The 15875-nt window shown below is 29.2% G+C and carries 16 protein-coding genes and 1 tRNA gene; 12 read left to right on the forward strand and 5 right to left on the reverse strand.

Features of this window, described 5'->3' with window-relative positions; translation table 11 throughout:
* Window positions 1-56 precede the first annotated feature (56 nt).
* The 5 genes from ACOQN8_RS10130 to ACOQN8_RS10150 are packed head-to-tail and all read left to right on the forward strand — an operon-like array spanning window position 57 to window position 3728.
* The gene (locus tag ACOQN8_RS10130) at window positions 57-1478 is read left to right on the forward strand and encodes a pyridoxal phosphate-dependent decarboxylase family protein (protein ID WP_420552588.1); all 1422 of its coding nucleotides are present in this window, start codon (window positions 57-59) and stop codon (window positions 1476-1478) included.
* Window positions 1479-1480: 2 nt separating this feature from the next.
* The gene (locus tag ACOQN8_RS10135) at window positions 1481-2326 is read left to right on the forward strand and encodes a methylated-DNA--[protein]-cysteine S-methyltransferase (protein WP_299124734.1); all 846 of its coding nucleotides are present in this window, start codon (window positions 1481-1483) and stop codon (window positions 2324-2326) included.
* The gene (locus tag ACOQN8_RS10140) at window positions 2323-2568 is read left to right on the forward strand and encodes a metal-binding protein (RefSeq protein WP_420552589.1); all 246 of its coding nucleotides are present in this window, start codon (window positions 2323-2325) and stop codon (window positions 2566-2568) included. The genes ACOQN8_RS10135 and ACOQN8_RS10140 overlap by 4 nt, the downstream gene beginning before the upstream one ends.
* Window positions 2547-3116, forward strand: a complete 570-nt coding sequence (locus ACOQN8_RS10145) for a DNA-3-methyladenine glycosylase I (RefSeq protein ID WP_150900845.1) — start codon at window positions 2547-2549, stop codon at window positions 3114-3116. Before ACOQN8_RS10140 ends, ACOQN8_RS10145 begins: the two co-directional genes overlap by 22 nt.
* Window positions 3117-3119: 3 nt before the next feature.
* Window positions 3120-3728: an alpha-ketoglutarate-dependent dioxygenase AlkB family protein gene (locus tag ACOQN8_RS10150; RefSeq protein ID WP_420552590.1), complete on the forward strand. Its 609-nt coding sequence runs from the start codon at window positions 3120-3122 to the stop codon at window positions 3726-3728.
* 468 nt (window positions 3729-4196) lie between these two features.
* On the opposite strand, the gene ACOQN8_RS10155 is transcribed toward ACOQN8_RS10150, so the two are convergent.
* Window positions 4197-4274, reverse strand: a tRNA-Pro gene (locus ACOQN8_RS10155).
* 177 nt (window positions 4275-4451) lie between these two features.
* Between ACOQN8_RS10155 and trxB the strand changes: the two genes are divergently transcribed.
* Window positions 4452-5390, forward strand: a complete 939-nt coding sequence (gene trxB / locus ACOQN8_RS10160) for a thioredoxin-disulfide reductase (protein WP_150900846.1) — start codon at window positions 4452-4454, stop codon at window positions 5388-5390.
* Between the two features lie 49 nt (window positions 5391-5439).
* Here trxB and ACOQN8_RS10165 read toward each other — a convergent pair whose 3' ends face one another.
* Together ACOQN8_RS10165 and ACOQN8_RS10170 are read right to left on the reverse strand one after the other, a co-directional pair.
* Entirely contained in the window at window positions 5440-7533 is a 2094-nt protein-coding gene (locus tag ACOQN8_RS10165; RefSeq protein ID WP_420552591.1) for a DUF2306 domain-containing protein, read from the reverse strand.
* Window positions 7534-7679: 146 nt separating this feature from the next.
* Window positions 7680-8420, reverse strand: coding sequence for a LytTR family DNA-binding domain-containing protein (locus tag ACOQN8_RS10170; protein WP_235276012.1), 741 nt, complete (start codon window positions 8418-8420; stop codon window positions 7680-7682).
* A 124-nt stretch (window positions 8421-8544) separates the two neighbouring features.
* Here ACOQN8_RS10170 and ACOQN8_RS10175 point away from each other — a divergent pair, with 124 nt between their 5' ends.
* From ACOQN8_RS10175 to ACOQN8_RS10200, 6 genes are all read left to right on the forward strand, one after another.
* On the forward strand, window positions 8545-9993 hold the full coding sequence (locus ACOQN8_RS10175; protein WP_420552592.1) for a serine hydrolase domain-containing protein: 1449 nt from the start codon (window positions 8545-8547) through the stop codon (window positions 9991-9993).
* A complete protein-coding gene (locus ACOQN8_RS10180; protein ID WP_420552593.1) occupies window positions 9990-11456 on the forward strand; it encodes a serine hydrolase in 1467 nt (488 codons plus the stop codon). Before ACOQN8_RS10175 ends, ACOQN8_RS10180 begins: the two co-directional genes overlap by 4 nt.
* A gap of 56 nt (window positions 11457-11512) precedes the next feature.
* Window positions 11513-12064 carry an RNA polymerase sigma factor gene (locus tag ACOQN8_RS10185; RefSeq protein WP_420552594.1) on the forward strand — a complete coding sequence of 184 codons (552 nt, stop codon included), beginning with the start codon at window positions 11513-11515 and terminating at the stop codon, window positions 12062-12064.
* 4 nt (window positions 12065-12068) lie between these two features.
* The gene (locus ACOQN8_RS10190) at window positions 12069-12860 is read left to right on the forward strand and encodes a HEAT repeat domain-containing protein (RefSeq protein WP_420552595.1); all 792 of its coding nucleotides are present in this window, start codon (window positions 12069-12071) and stop codon (window positions 12858-12860) included.
* An 82-nt stretch (window positions 12861-12942) separates the two neighbouring features.
* Window positions 12943-13857 carry a DUF4097 family beta strand repeat-containing protein gene (locus tag ACOQN8_RS10195; RefSeq protein WP_420552596.1) on the forward strand — a complete coding sequence of 305 codons (915 nt, stop codon included), beginning with the start codon at window positions 12943-12945 and terminating at the stop codon, window positions 13855-13857.
* 4 nt (window positions 13858-13861) lie between these two features.
* On the forward strand, window positions 13862-14671 hold the full coding sequence (locus ACOQN8_RS10200) for a DUF4097 family beta strand repeat-containing protein (RefSeq protein ID WP_420552597.1): 810 nt from the start codon (window positions 13862-13864) through the stop codon (window positions 14669-14671).
* 56 nt (window positions 14672-14727) lie between these two features.
* Here the strand turns inward: ACOQN8_RS10200 and ACOQN8_RS10205 are convergent, their stop codons facing one another.
* Complete coding sequence (locus ACOQN8_RS10205; RefSeq protein ID WP_175578748.1) at window positions 14728-15090, reverse strand: cupin domain-containing protein; 363 nt, start codon at window positions 15088-15090, stop codon at window positions 14728-14730.
* A gap of 112 nt (window positions 15091-15202) precedes the next feature.
* A complete protein-coding gene (locus ACOQN8_RS10210) occupies window positions 15203-15805 on the reverse strand; it encodes an SUMF1/EgtB/PvdO family nonheme iron enzyme (RefSeq protein ID WP_420552598.1) in 603 nt (200 codons plus the stop codon).
* Window positions 15806-15875 lie beyond the last annotated feature (70 nt).

A 15875-nucleotide genomic window follows, 5' to 3' on the forward strand; every position in this document is an offset into this window, starting at 1 on the left:
GTTTTTCAATGATTAAAGATTTCAGAGTTTTGTTAAAATAATAAACGATACAGAAAATGAATTTTGATTTTGACTATAAACAGCGAAAAGAAATATTACATACTGTTTTAGATAAAGTAGAGCATTTTTACGCTAACACCAAGGATTACAATACTACGCCTGAATTAAATGTACAAGAAATACGGAATTTAGTAGAAACTCCAAATTTAGTTTTAGGGAATAATCCAAAAAATGCTATAGAACACATCATTAATGGTCTTGAAAATTATTCGGTTCATACACCACATCCAAACTATTTTGGTTTATTCAATCCCCGTGCGAATTTTGCTGGAATTATCGCAGACTTTATAACTGCTTCATATAATCCTCAATTAGCAGCTTGGAGTCATGCTCCTTTTGCTGTTGAAGTTGAAGCACACGTAATAAGAGAATTTATTGAAAAATTCGGGTTCGATAAAAATAATGCTGATGGTGTTTTTACTACAGGTGGAGCCGAAGCAAATTTAACTGCTGTTTTATGTGCGTTAAACAATAAGTATCCAGATTTTGCTAAAAATGGTATGTTTGGTTTAGATAAAAAACCAATTATTTTTTGTTCTCAAGAAGCACACCATTCTGTACAAAAAGCAGCAAAAATTGTAGGATTAGGATATGATTTTGTGAAAACTATTCCTACTAATAAAGATTTAAAAATCGACACTCAATTATTAGAGAAAGAAATCATAAATCTTAATACGTCAACACATAGTCCATTAATGGTTATTGGTACAGCAGGAACAACTGGGACGGGAACAATTGATGATTTAGAAAGTATATCTAAAATTTGCAAAAGACATAACATATGGTTTCACGTTGATGCAGCCTATGGTGGAGCTGCGGTTTTAAGTTCAAAACTAAAACACAACTTAAATGGTATTTCTGTTTCAGATTCTATAACTTTTGATGCACATAAATGGATGTCTGTACCTATGGGGACAAGTATATTTTTGACTTCTACCTCAGAAATCCTTAATAAAACATTTAGAATAACAACAGAATATATGCCTAAAGAAGCTAGTGAATTGGAAATTATTGAACCTTTCTCACATTCTATTCAGTGGTCAAGACGGTTTATTGGGTTAAAAGTGTATTTATCTTTATTATTTTATGGTTGGAATGGTTATGAAAAAACTATCAATCATCAAGCTAATATAGGTGAATATCTAAGGAGAAAACTGATAGAAAACAACTGGATTATTAAGAATGATACCGAATTACCAGTAGTATGTTTTACAGATGAACAATTGGAATCGGATTTGAATTTCACCAAAACCATTTTAGATAATATCTTAGCTAGAGGAAAATCTTGGTTATCGGTTTATCCTATAAAAAACATTCCAACATTTAGAGCTTGTATTACAAATTACAATACAACTAAAATTGAAATTGATGAGTTAATTGAAGAATTAAATAAAGAACGAGAAGCATATCAACAGTAACCATGTCAGATAATAAAAACACATATCATTATAATAAAATAGCAGAAGCTATTGAATATTTAGATGAGCATTTTAAAAAACAACCTTCTTTAGATGATATTGCCGAACATATACATTTAAGTCCTCATCATTTTCAACGGTTATTTAAAGATTGGGTAGGTGTTTCACCCAAAAAGTATATTCAATATTTAAGTTTAAATTATGCCAAAAAGAAGCTTAAAAAAGATGGAAATACATTGTTTGATACTGCATTAGAAACAGGGCTTTCAGGTACCAGTCGTTTACACGATTTATTTATAAACATAGAAGGAATGACACCAGGAGAATATAAAAACGGAGGGAAAACTTTAAATATAAACTATAGTTATGCAGAAACTCAGTTTGGTGATATTTTGGTTGCCACTACTAAAAAAGGCATATGTCATATTGCTTTTGTGGATAATAAAGAAGAAGCTCTACAAATTTTAATAAACAACTTTCCAAATGCAAATTACGAACAAAAGGTAGACAAAATTCAACAGGAAATATTGAAGGTTTTCTTAAATAATTGGGATGAACTTAATGAAATAAAATTACATCTAAAAGGTACAGATTTTCAATTAAAAGTTTGGGAAGCTCTATTAACTATTCCGAAAGGGAAATTAGCAACCTATGGAGAAATTGCAAAAAAAATTGCCAAACCAAATGCACAACGAGCGGTAGGCACAGCAATTGGAAGTAATCCTATTGCTTATTTAATTCCTTGTCATAGAGTCATTCAATCTTCTGGTAAAACAGGCGGTTATCGTTGGAATCCAATCAGAAAGAAAGCTATTTTAGGTTGGGAAGCTGCAAAAACATCTGTATGATTAAACACTCAGACATCAATAAAAAAGAGCTGTTTCTCAAAATTAAAAATAAAGAAATTACTCTTGGAGGAAATAGACGATTGAAAATATACGGTACACTTCAATATAAATCAGGGAAACGTATGAAAATTCAAAACCGAATGTTTTTTAAAACCGAAAAAGAAGCTAAAGAAAATGATTTTAGCCCCTGTGGTCATTGTATGACTGATAAATATAAATTATGGAAAGCACAACAGAATTAAAAAGGTGCAAATGGTGTAGTAACGATCTTGTTTATCAAGATTATCACGATAACGAATGGGGAGTTCCAAAATATGATGATAGAACCTTATTCGAAATGTTAATTTTGGAAGGTGCTCAAGCAGGTTTATCGTGGATTACTATTTTAAAAAGAAGAGAAAATTACAGGAAAGCATTCGATAATTTTGATGTTCAAAAAGTAGCCAAATATTCTGAAAAAGATATTGACAGACTAGTAAATGATAAAGGAATTATACGCAATAAATTAAAAATAAACTCTGCTATTAAAAATGCAAAAGTGTTTATTGAAATTCAAAAAGAATTTGGTTCTTTTAGTAAATATATTTGGAGTAAAATAAATGATACTCCCATAATTAATCATTACAAAGATGCAACAGTATTGCCGGTTACGTCTTCTTTAGCAGAACAGATTTCTAAAGAATTAAAAAAGAAAGGAATGAGTTTCGTTGGACCAATAATTGTATATTCCTATATGCAATCTATTGGAATGATTAACGACCACACTTTAGATTGTTTTTTAAGAAAATAAAAGATGGAATTATTTCAAGAACAAATAGATTCAACAAAAAACTGGTTACCTTATGATGGCACTGTACATTACTGGGGTAAAATATTTAATCAAAAACAAAGTGATACGTATTATAAAATCTTAATGGAACAAGTAGCTTGGAAAAATGACGAAGCTATTATTTTTGGCAAACACATAATTACTAAACGTAAAGTAGCATGGTATGCTGATAAACCATATGAATACACCTATTCAAAAATTAATAGAACTGCACTATTATGGACTCCCTTATTGCTTGAAATAAAAAAAACTGTACAAGAAAAAACACAACAAGAATATAATTCTGTTTTATTAAACCTGTATCATTCAGGAGCAGAAGGAATGGCTTGGCATAGTGATGACGAAAGAGATTTAAGAACTAATGGTTCTATAGCCTCTTTATCTTTTGGAGCTAAAAGAAAATTTGCCATAAAACACAAACAAACCAAATACAAACAAATATTTGAGCTTGATAGTGGAGATTTATTAGAAATGAAAGATCAAACACAATCGCATTGGATTCACAATATTCCAACTACAAAAAGAATCCACAGCCCAAGAGTAAATCTAACATTTAGACAAATGATAAAATAATATAAGTGATTTTTACTGAAATAATAAATCACGAAATAAGAAAACGCCTTACAACAAATAGTTCTTTTTTCTATTCTCACATTTTACTATAACAAACATTTCATTTTCATATAACCATAATTCAAATTCAGTTAAATATGGTGTAGGTGATTCCTGTTATAAGTGGGTACAAATTATTGTTATGTGAGTATAAAAAGGATATAAATTGTTTTTTGCTTTGGTTTTATTTAATCAAAATAGAATACTAAAGGAGTTTAAGATTATCATAACTTTCCCATTATTAGTTATTACTTGTATAGGGGAATTAAATCGAAAAGGTAACCGAATAGGTCACTTTTGTTATGATATTATATAGTTTCATTTAAAAATAAAAAATACTCTCTCGTTTTAGAAACCTCTAATACTATTTTAAATACTTGGTTAGTAAAACTAAAAAAACCTTGAAAATCATAAGATTAACAAGGTTTTTGGTCGGGGCGGCAGGATTCGAACCTGCGACCTCCGCGTCCCAAACGCGGCGCGATAACCGGGCTACGCTACGCCCCGAATGATTATCGGGTTGCAAATGTATAAAAAATTCTTTGTTTACAAACAAAAAAAGTAAAAAAAAATAATTCTTTGTAAGATAGGCGTAATCTATCGTCTAATAGCGAAAATATATTTTAAAAAAACTTGATATATTTTAAAAAAAATTACTTTTGTAATCATAAAATTTTTTAGAAGATGGCAGAAAAAATAAAATGTTTAATCATTGGGTCTGGGCCAGCAGGATATACTGCAGCAATATATGCAGCAAGAGCTGATATGAAACCAGTTATGTACACAGGAATGCAAATGGGAGGACAGTTAACTACAACTACTGAAGTTGATAACTTTCCTGGATATCCAAATGGAACTGATGGTACTGCAATGATGAATGATTTAAAAAATCAAGCAGAGCGTTTTGGAACTGACGTACGTTTTGGATTAGCTACTAAAGTGGAATTTTCTAAAGAAGAAGGAGGAATTCATAAAGTAACTGTAGATGATTCAACAGATTTAGAAGCAGAAACAGTTATTATCTCTACTGGAGCTACTGCAAAATATTTAGGACTAGAAAGTGAACAACGTTTAATTGGTGGTGGAGTTTCTGCTTGTGCTACTTGTGACGGTTTCTTTTATAAAGGACAAGATGTTGTAGTTGTTGGAGCTGGAGATACAGCTGCAGAAGAGGCTACATACTTAGCTAACATATGTAATAAAGTTACAATGTTAGTACGTAAAGATTATATGCGTGCTTCTAAAGCAATGCAACACCGTGTAAATAAAACAGAAAACATTACTGTAATGTATAATACTGAAATTGATGAGGTATTAGGAGATAATGTTGTTGAAGGTGTACGTGCAGTAAACAACCAAACTGGTGATAAAGTTGATATTCCAGTAACAGGAGTATTCATTGCAATTGGACATAAGCCTAATACAGAATTATTTAAAGATGTATTAGATATGGACGAAACAGGATATTTAATTACCAAAGGTAAATCGACTAAAACAAATTTACCAGGAGTATTTGCAGCAGGAGATGTACAAGATAAAGAATATCGTCAAGCGGTAACAGCAGCAGGTACAGGATGTATGGCAGCTTTAGATGCTGAGCGTTATTTAGGAGCTTTAGAATAAAGTTCGGTTTTATATAAAATAAAAAGCTTCCCAATTTGGGAAGCTTTTTTTATGGTTTTAATTGTTCAATCATTTTTTTTGCTTCTGGATTATCTGAATTTAATTTCAATGATTCTTCAAAAGCTTTCAGAGCTTCTTCATTCCTATTTAACTTTACCAAACTATTACCAAAGTAATTATAAATTCGATGCGTATAATATCCATGGTTTGGATATAATTTTAAATTGAGTTCAAAAAACTTTATAGCATCAGAATAGTTTCCTTTGTCAGCTAATGATTGTCCATATTCATTAATCAAACGTTCAGAAATTGCATACTCTGAGTCAGTATTATATTCGCTTTTTATAAATTCGATAATTTCATCAGCAGATTTTTCTGGAGAGAGTTCAGCAATCATTTTTCTATTCAACATGAGTTTCCTTATAATCCACCAATAACGCCAAGAAGGGGTTTTAGTTCTCTCAGAAAGTTTAGTGTGTGTTAGGTAATCTAGTTTCGTTTTATGAGCTATTACCACACTCCTCTTAGGTATAACTGTAATAAATTGCCCTGATTCATCCCATGAAGTATAAGCATTTTCAAAATCTGGATTATCATAAAAACGCTCAAAAAGCCACCAAGAGTATCCATAAGATTGTTGCATTGGACTTGAAATATCTCTCCGAACTCTACTCGTTACTGAATCTCTTGAAATAAATGTTGATGTAATTTTATTGACCCAATTTTTAGAAAAAATTTGTTTTTCATTCCATTTCCCTTTTTGAAGTAAAAGTTGTCCTATTTTGGCCATATCACGCGTAGAAATATGAACTTGATAAGATGTAAACATCGATTTTTTTAAGTCTCTAGTTTGATTTTGGTTTTTGATATGCCAATCTTCAAAACCTAGAGGAATTGCTAATTGGTTTTCAACTTCTCTGTGAAAGTGGTTTTTAGATTTATTTTCAAGAATATAGCTAGCAACGTTGTAATCCCAATTGTTTACCATAAAATAATCACCAGGTTTTACCATACCTCTTTTTCTAACTCTAGGAAAAGTATAAAAGTATCGTTGATTTTTAGGATATATAACTCCCGATGAAGAGGTAAGTAAGTTTTCAATACTTGCTTGCTTTTCCATAGGTAATAATCCGTTATATTCAGTAACATTATTAGCTTCAATGGTTTCTTGTAAATTAATGGTGTTATTCTCTACATATTTTCCAAAAAGTAAGCTTACAATACCGTTTCTAGAATCTTTAATATCACTAATTTCAGAAACATCTCCGTATTCATATACTATCTTACCGTTTTCGAGCACCATCATACTCGTTGTTTCAGATTCTTCTTTTAAATAGTTATCTATTTCATTAAATTTTTCTGTAGTAAAATACGAGTCTTGATTAATAGTTTTCTTTTCTAAAGCAATTCCTTTAAAAGAAGGTTTTTTATAAAACCAAGTTTGGATACTAGTGTATGATAATATTACCATAACAATAGCAATTGCAGCGCTTCCTTTTAAAATGGTTTCAATTTTATATTTTTTGTAGTAATAAAGCACAGTATCTTTTTTATGGACAATCAAATAAGCAACAAAAATATTAGGTATCCAACTTAACCATACAGAAATTCCATAAGCAAGGTCAAAGTTTCTAGTAGTTGAAATTAACAATGGTAACCAGAATCGTAAAGTAACAGCAGCAAATGTTCCTGCATAGCTATAGGTCATATATTCTTTATGTGCTTCAATATTTCCTTTTCTTATAGTTTTATACCCCATGTAGGTTGCAACTATCCATATAAGAGCACCAAATGTGAATCCTATTTCTGTAGGTAATCCGCCTCTGGCAAAAAAGCCAATATAAAATCCAACAGGTCCAGCAATGAAAATTGAGCCCACATAAATTTTACCAATTATTCTATGAAGCTTTATATGTTTTTTTCTAATCTTTTCAGAAAATTGTATCCATCCAATCAGTAAAGCAATTCCTCCAAAAGTAATATGAACAAAAAATGAAATTTTATAAATTATACTGTCTAGTACTTCTTGAGGTTTCATTGCTAGTAAGTCTATAGGACCATCAGCTAAAAAATATTTTAAGGGTCTTGTAATACCAATAAATAAACAAAGGCATATAAAAATAAGCCACAATAATCTCTTCATTTTGATTGAATTTTAAGTTTTGATATTCCCAAAATAGAATCAAAAAATGTGTATTTAGTTATAAAAATTAGATAAGGTATAAAACCTGTTTTTTTTGGTTAAAATAAAGGCATGTGGTACGAAAATGTACTTTTTAGGTACGAATTTTATAGACTCAAAAGATTGTTTTTATAGCTTTTTGAAACAGGTAGTTCTATTTGTGTTACAAAAATAGCATTAGCGTCTTTCCAAGATTTAAAGTGTGTTGGATTGATTAAATGAGAACGATGAATTTGAATTAAGAAGTCAAAATCTGTTTGAATTTTTTTCAATGTACTTCTAATTAATTTCGTTTTTAATTCTTCATTTTCTAGATAAAAAATTTCTACATAATTCTGAGAGTTTGAAACACAAACTAATTCTGATTCTTTAATTTTTAGAAAATCTAACTTATTAGTTCCTTTAATAACGATTTCCTTTGTTCCCTCTTTAGGAATTAGCTTTAATACATACTTTCTTGCGATAATAATAATCGGCGTAATAATTAGAATAATATTGATGCTTATTTTGAAAAAAAAGTCGGGAAAGTAGTAAATCCCTTTAATTATAGGGCTTCTATAAAATGTGTATGTAATTATAGTATACAAAGTATACATGATAAGGTACATGTAAACTTCATAAGATAACGACCATTTTTGTTCTTTACTAAATAGTTTTTTTTGAAGAATGCTTATTATAAAATAACTTATAAATAGGGCTAGACTAAATCCTGTACTTACTTTTAACCATATTTTTAAATCCATATAACCATGCTCAAAGGGTCTAGCAAAAATGCTAAACAGAAAGCCCCAAATAGTTAAAACGATGGCTATAATAGTATGATGTTCTACAGATGGATTTAATTTCATCAGATTGTTTTGGTAAAATTCAAAAATACATTTTCTCAGGAATTTAAAAACTGTAATGAGCTATTTTGTTGTAACGTTTTTATGAAAGTAAAGTATATCTGTTTAATCAATTAAAAATCTAACTATGATTAAATTACGATTTCAAGGAATAAAACAAGCATTGATATTTAGCTTTTGCTTATTGGCAATATTCACAGTTTATAGTCAAAGCAATCATCTAGCTAAAAAAAGAGAAATAGCCATAGATAATTATATAAATGAGGTAACTAAAAAGTATGGAATTACAGGAACAGCAATTGCGATACTCAAAGATGGAAAAGTTATTTATAAAAAGTACCAAGGAAAGTCTAATCTAGAATATAATATTCCTATTTCTGAACAATCGTTGTTTAGAATGCATTCACTCTCTAAAATTTTTGTTTCAGTAGGTGTATTTCAATTAATAGAGAAGAATAAAATCTCTTTAGAAGATAAGATTTCAAAATATTTAGAAGACTTACCACAAAGCTGGAAACATATAAAAATTAAACATCTTTTATCACATTCATCAGGTTTACCAGATGTAATTGAATTAGAAAATAATAGCGATGAAAAAGCTATTACAGAAATTATTTATAAAAAAGAAAAAAGATTCAAACCTGGAGATAAAGCGGATTATAACCAAACAAACTTTTGGTTGTTAAATAGAATCATAAGAAAGATTTCTAAAAGAGATTTCAAGGTATTTATTTTAAAAGACCAATTTGATAGCAATGATAAAGAAGCTAAATTTTCAAATATTCAAGAAATTATCCCACATCGAATATCAGAATATAAGCCTAATAAGAAAGGACAACTTAAAAATTTTTATTTCAAAGTTCCCGAGTATTTGTATGGAGCAGCTGGTTTACACATAACATTAAATAAGTTTATTGAATGGGACAAAAAGTTAAATGATGAAAGTTTATTAAAGATTAGTAGTAAGAAGAAAATGTTAGCACCTTTTATATATAAAAAAGGCAAAGGTTTTACTGAAGGAGGTTGGGATTTACAAAACTTGAATGGTTTTTCAACTTACGGATTCAACGGAGGAGGCTTGGTAAATTATAGAAGAATTCCAAGTAAAAACTTATCCATAATTTGGTTAACTAACGGTTATAGTACTCCCTATCCAATAGAACGAGTGACTAATGCTATTGCTGGATTGATAGATGAAAATTTAAAAGATGTAACTCCATTAGTTTTCAAATCGCTTAAAAAGAGTTTTTTATTAAAAAAAGAACAGTTAGCCTTAAGTGATTTTAGTAAAGTTAAAAAGCAGTATCCTTTTATTAATTATGAAAGTGTATTAAATAGTTTAGGATATCAATTCATGAAGGAAAAGAAAATAAATAAAGCGATTTATGTTTTCAAGTTAAATACGAAAGAATATTCTAATTCAGCTAATACATTTGATAGTCTAGCGGAGGCTTATTTCATAAATAAAGAAAATAACAAGGCAAAAAAGAATTATGAAAAAGCTATTGCTTTGGGAGGAACAAGAGGAAACGCTAAAAAGATGCTAGCTAAAATTAAAAATCAAAAAAATAAATGAAGAAAAAGCAAAACTTAGTGTTGAAAATAAGTGGTTTATTATTTTCAATGTTATTGATGGGCTGTTCGCTACAAACGAAAAAAGAGTCTTTAAATACAACGGAAAATGAAGCTATAGAAAACTATGTAAAACATATTCAGAAGCGACATGATATACCAGGAATTTCATTAGCTATTTTAAAAGGAGATTCAATTCTTTACAGAAAAAATTTTGGAAGGGCTAATATAGAGCACAATGTTCCTATAAAAAACGAATCTATTTTTAGGGTATATTCATTAACCAAACCTATTATTGCTGTTGTTATTTTTCAACTAATAGAAAAAGGTAAACTGTCATTGGAAGATAAGGTAGGTAAATATATAGAAGGTATTCCTGAAAGCTGGAAAAGTATAGAACTTAAATACTTATTAACGCATTCATCAGGATTACCAGATATGAGTAGTTTTCCCGAAATAGAGAAGCTTACAGAAGGGGAAGTAAAAGAGGCTGTTTTTAAAAGAGAAATTGAGTTTGATAAAGGAGAAAAATATGCTTATAATCAATCTAATTTTTGGCTTTTACAGCAAATTATAGAAAAAGTTTCTGGAGAAAAATTAGAAGATTTTATTCTTAAAAACCAATTCGAAAACGAACGTGAAAATGTATTCTTTTCTTCTAATTCAAAAGATATTGTTTCTAATAGAGTAACTCCCTATTTTCCATTTAGAACCGGTAAAATACAAATAGATCATTCAACTTTGAAAGGTCGTTATATGTTGGCAGCAAATGGATTAAATATTACTATAGATGAGTTTATAAAATGGAATAATCGATTGATAAAAAATCAACTTCTTAAAAAAGAAACAAAAGAAGAAATGTGGAAAGAGTTTTTATATGAAAAATCTACAAAAAAGTTTACTTATAGTTGGGATAAGCGAGTATTAAACAATCATAAGTCTTATGGGTTTTCAGGCTCCTTAGTAACAGCTTACAGAATTTTTCCTGATGACAATTTAAGTATTCTGTTTTTTGCAAATGGCTTAGGAAATTATTTCAATATTGATAATATTATAAATCATATTGTAAGTCTGCTAGAGGAAGATATTGTAGATATAAATAATTTGATATATGAAGAGTGGATGCAATCTATTTTAATTGATGAAGAATTTGATTTCAAAAAGAAGTTTGAAATTACTGAAAAAAAATATCCTACGATAAATTTAGAAGGGCTCATTAATAGTGTTGGTTATCAGTTAATAAATCAAAATAAATTAGAAAAAGCGATTAAAGTTTTTAAATTTAATAGTGAAGCTTATCCAAATTCAGCTAATACATTTGATAGTTTAGGAGAAGCTTATTTGAAGATTAAAGAGTACGAATTAGCTATAAAAAACTATCAAAAAGCCATTGCCTTAGGAGGGACAAATGGCAATGCAAAAAAGATGTTGCAAAAAATTAATGAAATAAAAAGAAGTAATTTGTAACGTTTTTAAAAAACAATAGTATATCTGTTTATAAAAATCAACTAATACACAAAAACTTGAATACACTATCAGATAACGCATTAATGCTGAAAGTAAAAAACGGAGAGCATCATAAGCTAGGGTTATTGTACGAGCGGTATAAGAAACGATTGTTTGGTTACTTCTATCATATGAATAAAGATGCCGGATTAAGTGAAGATTTAGTACAAAATGTGTTTGTAAGAGTATTAAAATACAAGCATACGTACACAGAAGAAAGCAAATTTATTACTTGGATTTTTCAAATAGCTCGAAATGAAGGTTATGATTATTACAGAAAGCAAAAAAAACACCAACATCATGATATTGATGAAGTAGGATATAACTTAAATCATTCGGATGATTTTCAGCAAAAAATGGAAGTTTTAGAAAAGAAAACAATTCTTAAAAGAGCTATGGAACAATTATCATCAGAGAAAAGAGAAGTTTTAACACTAAGTAAGTTTAAAGAATTAAGATATAAAGAGGTAGGAGAAATTATTGGATGCACAGAAGGAGCAGCAAGAACCAAAGTTCATAGAGCATTGTTTGAATTAAAAGAAATATACCTAACCTTAGAAAAAAGATAATACGATGAATTATAAAGAGTTTCAAGAAATGATGATGGATTATATTTCAGATAATTTATCAATAGAGAATAGAAAAGTTTTTGAGGAATATTTAAAGAACAATCCACAACATCAAGAAGAGTTTGAACAAATGCAAGTTTTTTGGAGTGGAAGTGAAGAAGAAGTTCCAGAACCAAGCACAGCCATGGATGTGAAGTTTTATACCATGTTAAATGCCTCTGAAAAAGCTTCAAAAAAAGTATCTGTATTTAGCAAGATTATTAGCCTTTTTGAAAATAGTTTCCCTAAACAATTGGCCTACACCTTGGCAATTTTAACAGTAGGTTTTTTTATAGGAAAGGAGTTAAATACAGAAAAAAAGCCTTTGATTGAAGAAGTAAAATATGCTCAGAAAGAAACAGAAAATGTACGTTCTCAATTAGTGTTAGCATTATTAGAACAGCCTTCGGCTAATAAAAGATTACAAGCGGTAAACGAAGCAAACAAATTAAATTCGGCTACTGAAACCGTTATTAAAGCATTGTTTACAACTTTAAATAAAGACGCAAATGTAAATGTACGATTATCAGCAGTGGAAGCATTAGCAAATTATACAGATTTGTCAATGGTTAGAGAAGGTTTGATTGCTTCTATAGTACACCAAAAATCACCATTAGTACAGATAGCATTAGCCGATTTAATGGTTGTGTTACAAGAAAAGAAAGCAGTAAAATCATTTGAAAAACTAATAGATGAAGAAGATGTTAATGAAGCTGCAAAAGAAAAAATGAAAGAAAGTATTCAACAAATAATTTAAATATGTATTTGATGTAAATGGCAAATCCTAGGCATGCTTTTTACTGAAATCAACCAAGTCATTCATCAAAAAACAAGTATTTATGAAATTTTTAAGACCAATAATAGCAGGGATTGTATTATGTGGAATAACAACAATATCGGCACAGCGATATCAAAAAGACAAAAAGCTTAAAAGTACTGAAACAATTACCAAAGAATTAGAATTTTCTAGAGTGTCATCAGATAATATTCTAGTAGTAGATAATGTGTACGGATCAATAGATGTAGAAGGGTATAACGGACGTACCGTTAAGTTGGAAGTTACGAAGATTATTTCAGCAGATACCAAAGAAGAATTAGCAAAGGGGAAAGAGGAAATAGGTATAAAATCAGCCAAAAAAGATGATGCATTATATGTTTATTTAGATTCACCATATTCAAATTTCGATTTAAAAACGGGTAGTTTTGACCATAGAGAATTTAGCTTTAATTATAGAAGGAATTATAAGCATCGTAAGAAACGTATGTATAAATACACGCTAAACTATAAGATTAAAGTGCCTAAAAATGCGAGCATTGATATAAAGGCAGTAAATAATGGAAACATTAAAGTAGCCAATGTACATGGTAAATTATTAATAGTTAAAAATATTAATGGAGCAATTGATATGACAAACGTATCAGGGAAAACCGATGTTAATGCTTTAAATGAAGATATTAATATTACTTATAGTAAAAACCCAACAGAGGAGAGCTGGTATCGTTCATTGAATGGTGATATTAATATAAAATTTAAAGATAATTTAGATGCAACAATTAGTTATAAAACAATGAATGGAGGTTTTTATACCAACTTTGATTTAGAAAAAACAACACCAAGGTTTAAAAAGGTAAAAGAGAGTAGAAAAAAAGGAACAAAATATAAGATAGCATCCAATAGGCATTTTAAAATAGGAAATGGAAATGTACATTTACATTTTGATCAGTTAAATGGAGATGCAATAGTTAAAAATTAAAAAAATGAGTATTAAAAATATAAAAATAGGAGTGTTTAGTATATTGTTTTTATTAGCATTCAATTTAACAGCACAAGAAACAGTAAGTATTCCATTGAGTAATTCTAAACAAGCAGGAATTTTAAAAATGGGAATTATTAGAGGATCGATCAATGTAGTAGGATATGATGGTAATGAAGTTGTGGTTACAGGCAATAGGAGGAAAGATAGACATAGCAGTAGTAGAAGAGGAAAATCAGGATTAAAGAAGATTTCAAATCAATCAATGGAATTTGAAGTAGAAGAATTAGACAATACAGTTCGTATTCAAAGTTCACCAGTAGCAACTATTGATTTTGAAATTAAAGTACCAAAAAAGTTTTCTTTAAAAATATCTACTGTAAATCAAGGTTCTATTTATGTTGAAAATGTAGAAGGAGCAATGGATATTAGTAATACCAACGGTGGAATTATTTTAAAAGATATTAGTGGTTCTGTGAGTGCTGATGCCTTAAATAAAGATATTGTAGTAAGCTTTAAAAAAGTAGCACCAAATACAGCAATGGCCTTTAGTAGTTTAAATGGAGATATCGATGTAACTTTTCCAAAGAACTTAAAAGCTGATGTAAAAATTAAATCAGATAGAGGAGAAATTTATACTGACTTTGATTTAAAAGCTAAGCCATCAAAAGCTAAAGTGACTAAAGGGAATTCTAAAAAAGGAAATGCATACAGAGTAAAAGTTGAAAACTGGATTACTGGAGCAATTAATGGAGGAGGACCAGAATTACTTTTCAAGAACTTTAATGGGGACGTAATTATAAGAAGCAATTAAAAGTTTGAATTGATATTATAAAAAAGAGCCTACAATGAATAGGCTCTTTTTTATTTTTAGTATTTCTGATCATCAAGAGACTTTGTAATTGAAGATTTCACAGTACCTGTATGTAGTGTTGTTTTACTTTCAATAAGCATAATAAAACATTCTTTTTCTGAAGAAACACGATGATTAACACCTTTAGGAACTACATATAAATCACCTTTATTCATCGTAAAACTTGGTTCGTTTTCAATTTCCATTAATAAAGAACCTTCTATGATGTAGAATAACTCATCTTCATTTTCATGATTGTGCCAAGGAATATCTTCTCCTTTAATTTTAGCAAGTTTAACAAATTGATCGTTTACCTCAGAAATTATTTTGGGAGAAAAGTAATTTTGGATGCTTTCAAAAGCATTATTTATGTTTATCATCAGAGTTTCATTTAGGTTTCAAAGGGTGTTTAAAGTTATTTTATATTAAAAAGACCACCAAATTTTATTTAATGATCTTTTGATTGTTATAGAAGTAAGTAAATTTTTGTTCTTATTTAATAACAGAAAAGCCTATATGAATATTACCAGTTTCTTTATCTACAAATAATTCTCTTTGTTTTACTGTACCATGACAAGTTGTTTTTGAGCAAAATAAAGAGCCACCAGCAAGTCTAACTAAATCACCTCTTTTAGTTTCGGTTATATCCCATACATTTCCTAAAATATTAACTTCGTTTACAGGAGATATAGGGAGCTCATTTTCAGAAACAACCACTCTTTTATCTGTTTTAATCAATTCCCAGTATTCATTATAATTAGGCAATCGAGTACTAGACCATTTACAGTAGGCTATGGCATCGTTATAACTTACTTGAGTTACAGGTAAATCTTTAGAATTTATGGTGTTTATGCCATCAGGTTTTTTCCAGTTGGCACCATCAACTTTTTTAAAATCATAAACATTTACTTGTACTATAGACCATCCGTATTTTTCAGCATCAGTTTTATAACCAGTTTGTTTTACAAATGCTTCAAATTGAGCATAACTTACAGGGGATAAATCATGATAACTTTTCTTACAAGAAAAAACTATGAATAACGCTATAAAAGCTATGACTTTGGGAAGATTATTAAATTGTTTTATAAAGTACATTTTTTGAATTAAGAGTCTTACAAAATAAATATAAATAAAAAAGACCGCTAAAAACTAATTTAACGATCTT

This window comes from Tenacibaculum aiptasiae (assembly GCF_965221665.1).
GTDB lineage: Bacteria > Bacteroidota > Bacteroidia > Flavobacteriales > Flavobacteriaceae > Polaribacter > Polaribacter aiptasiae.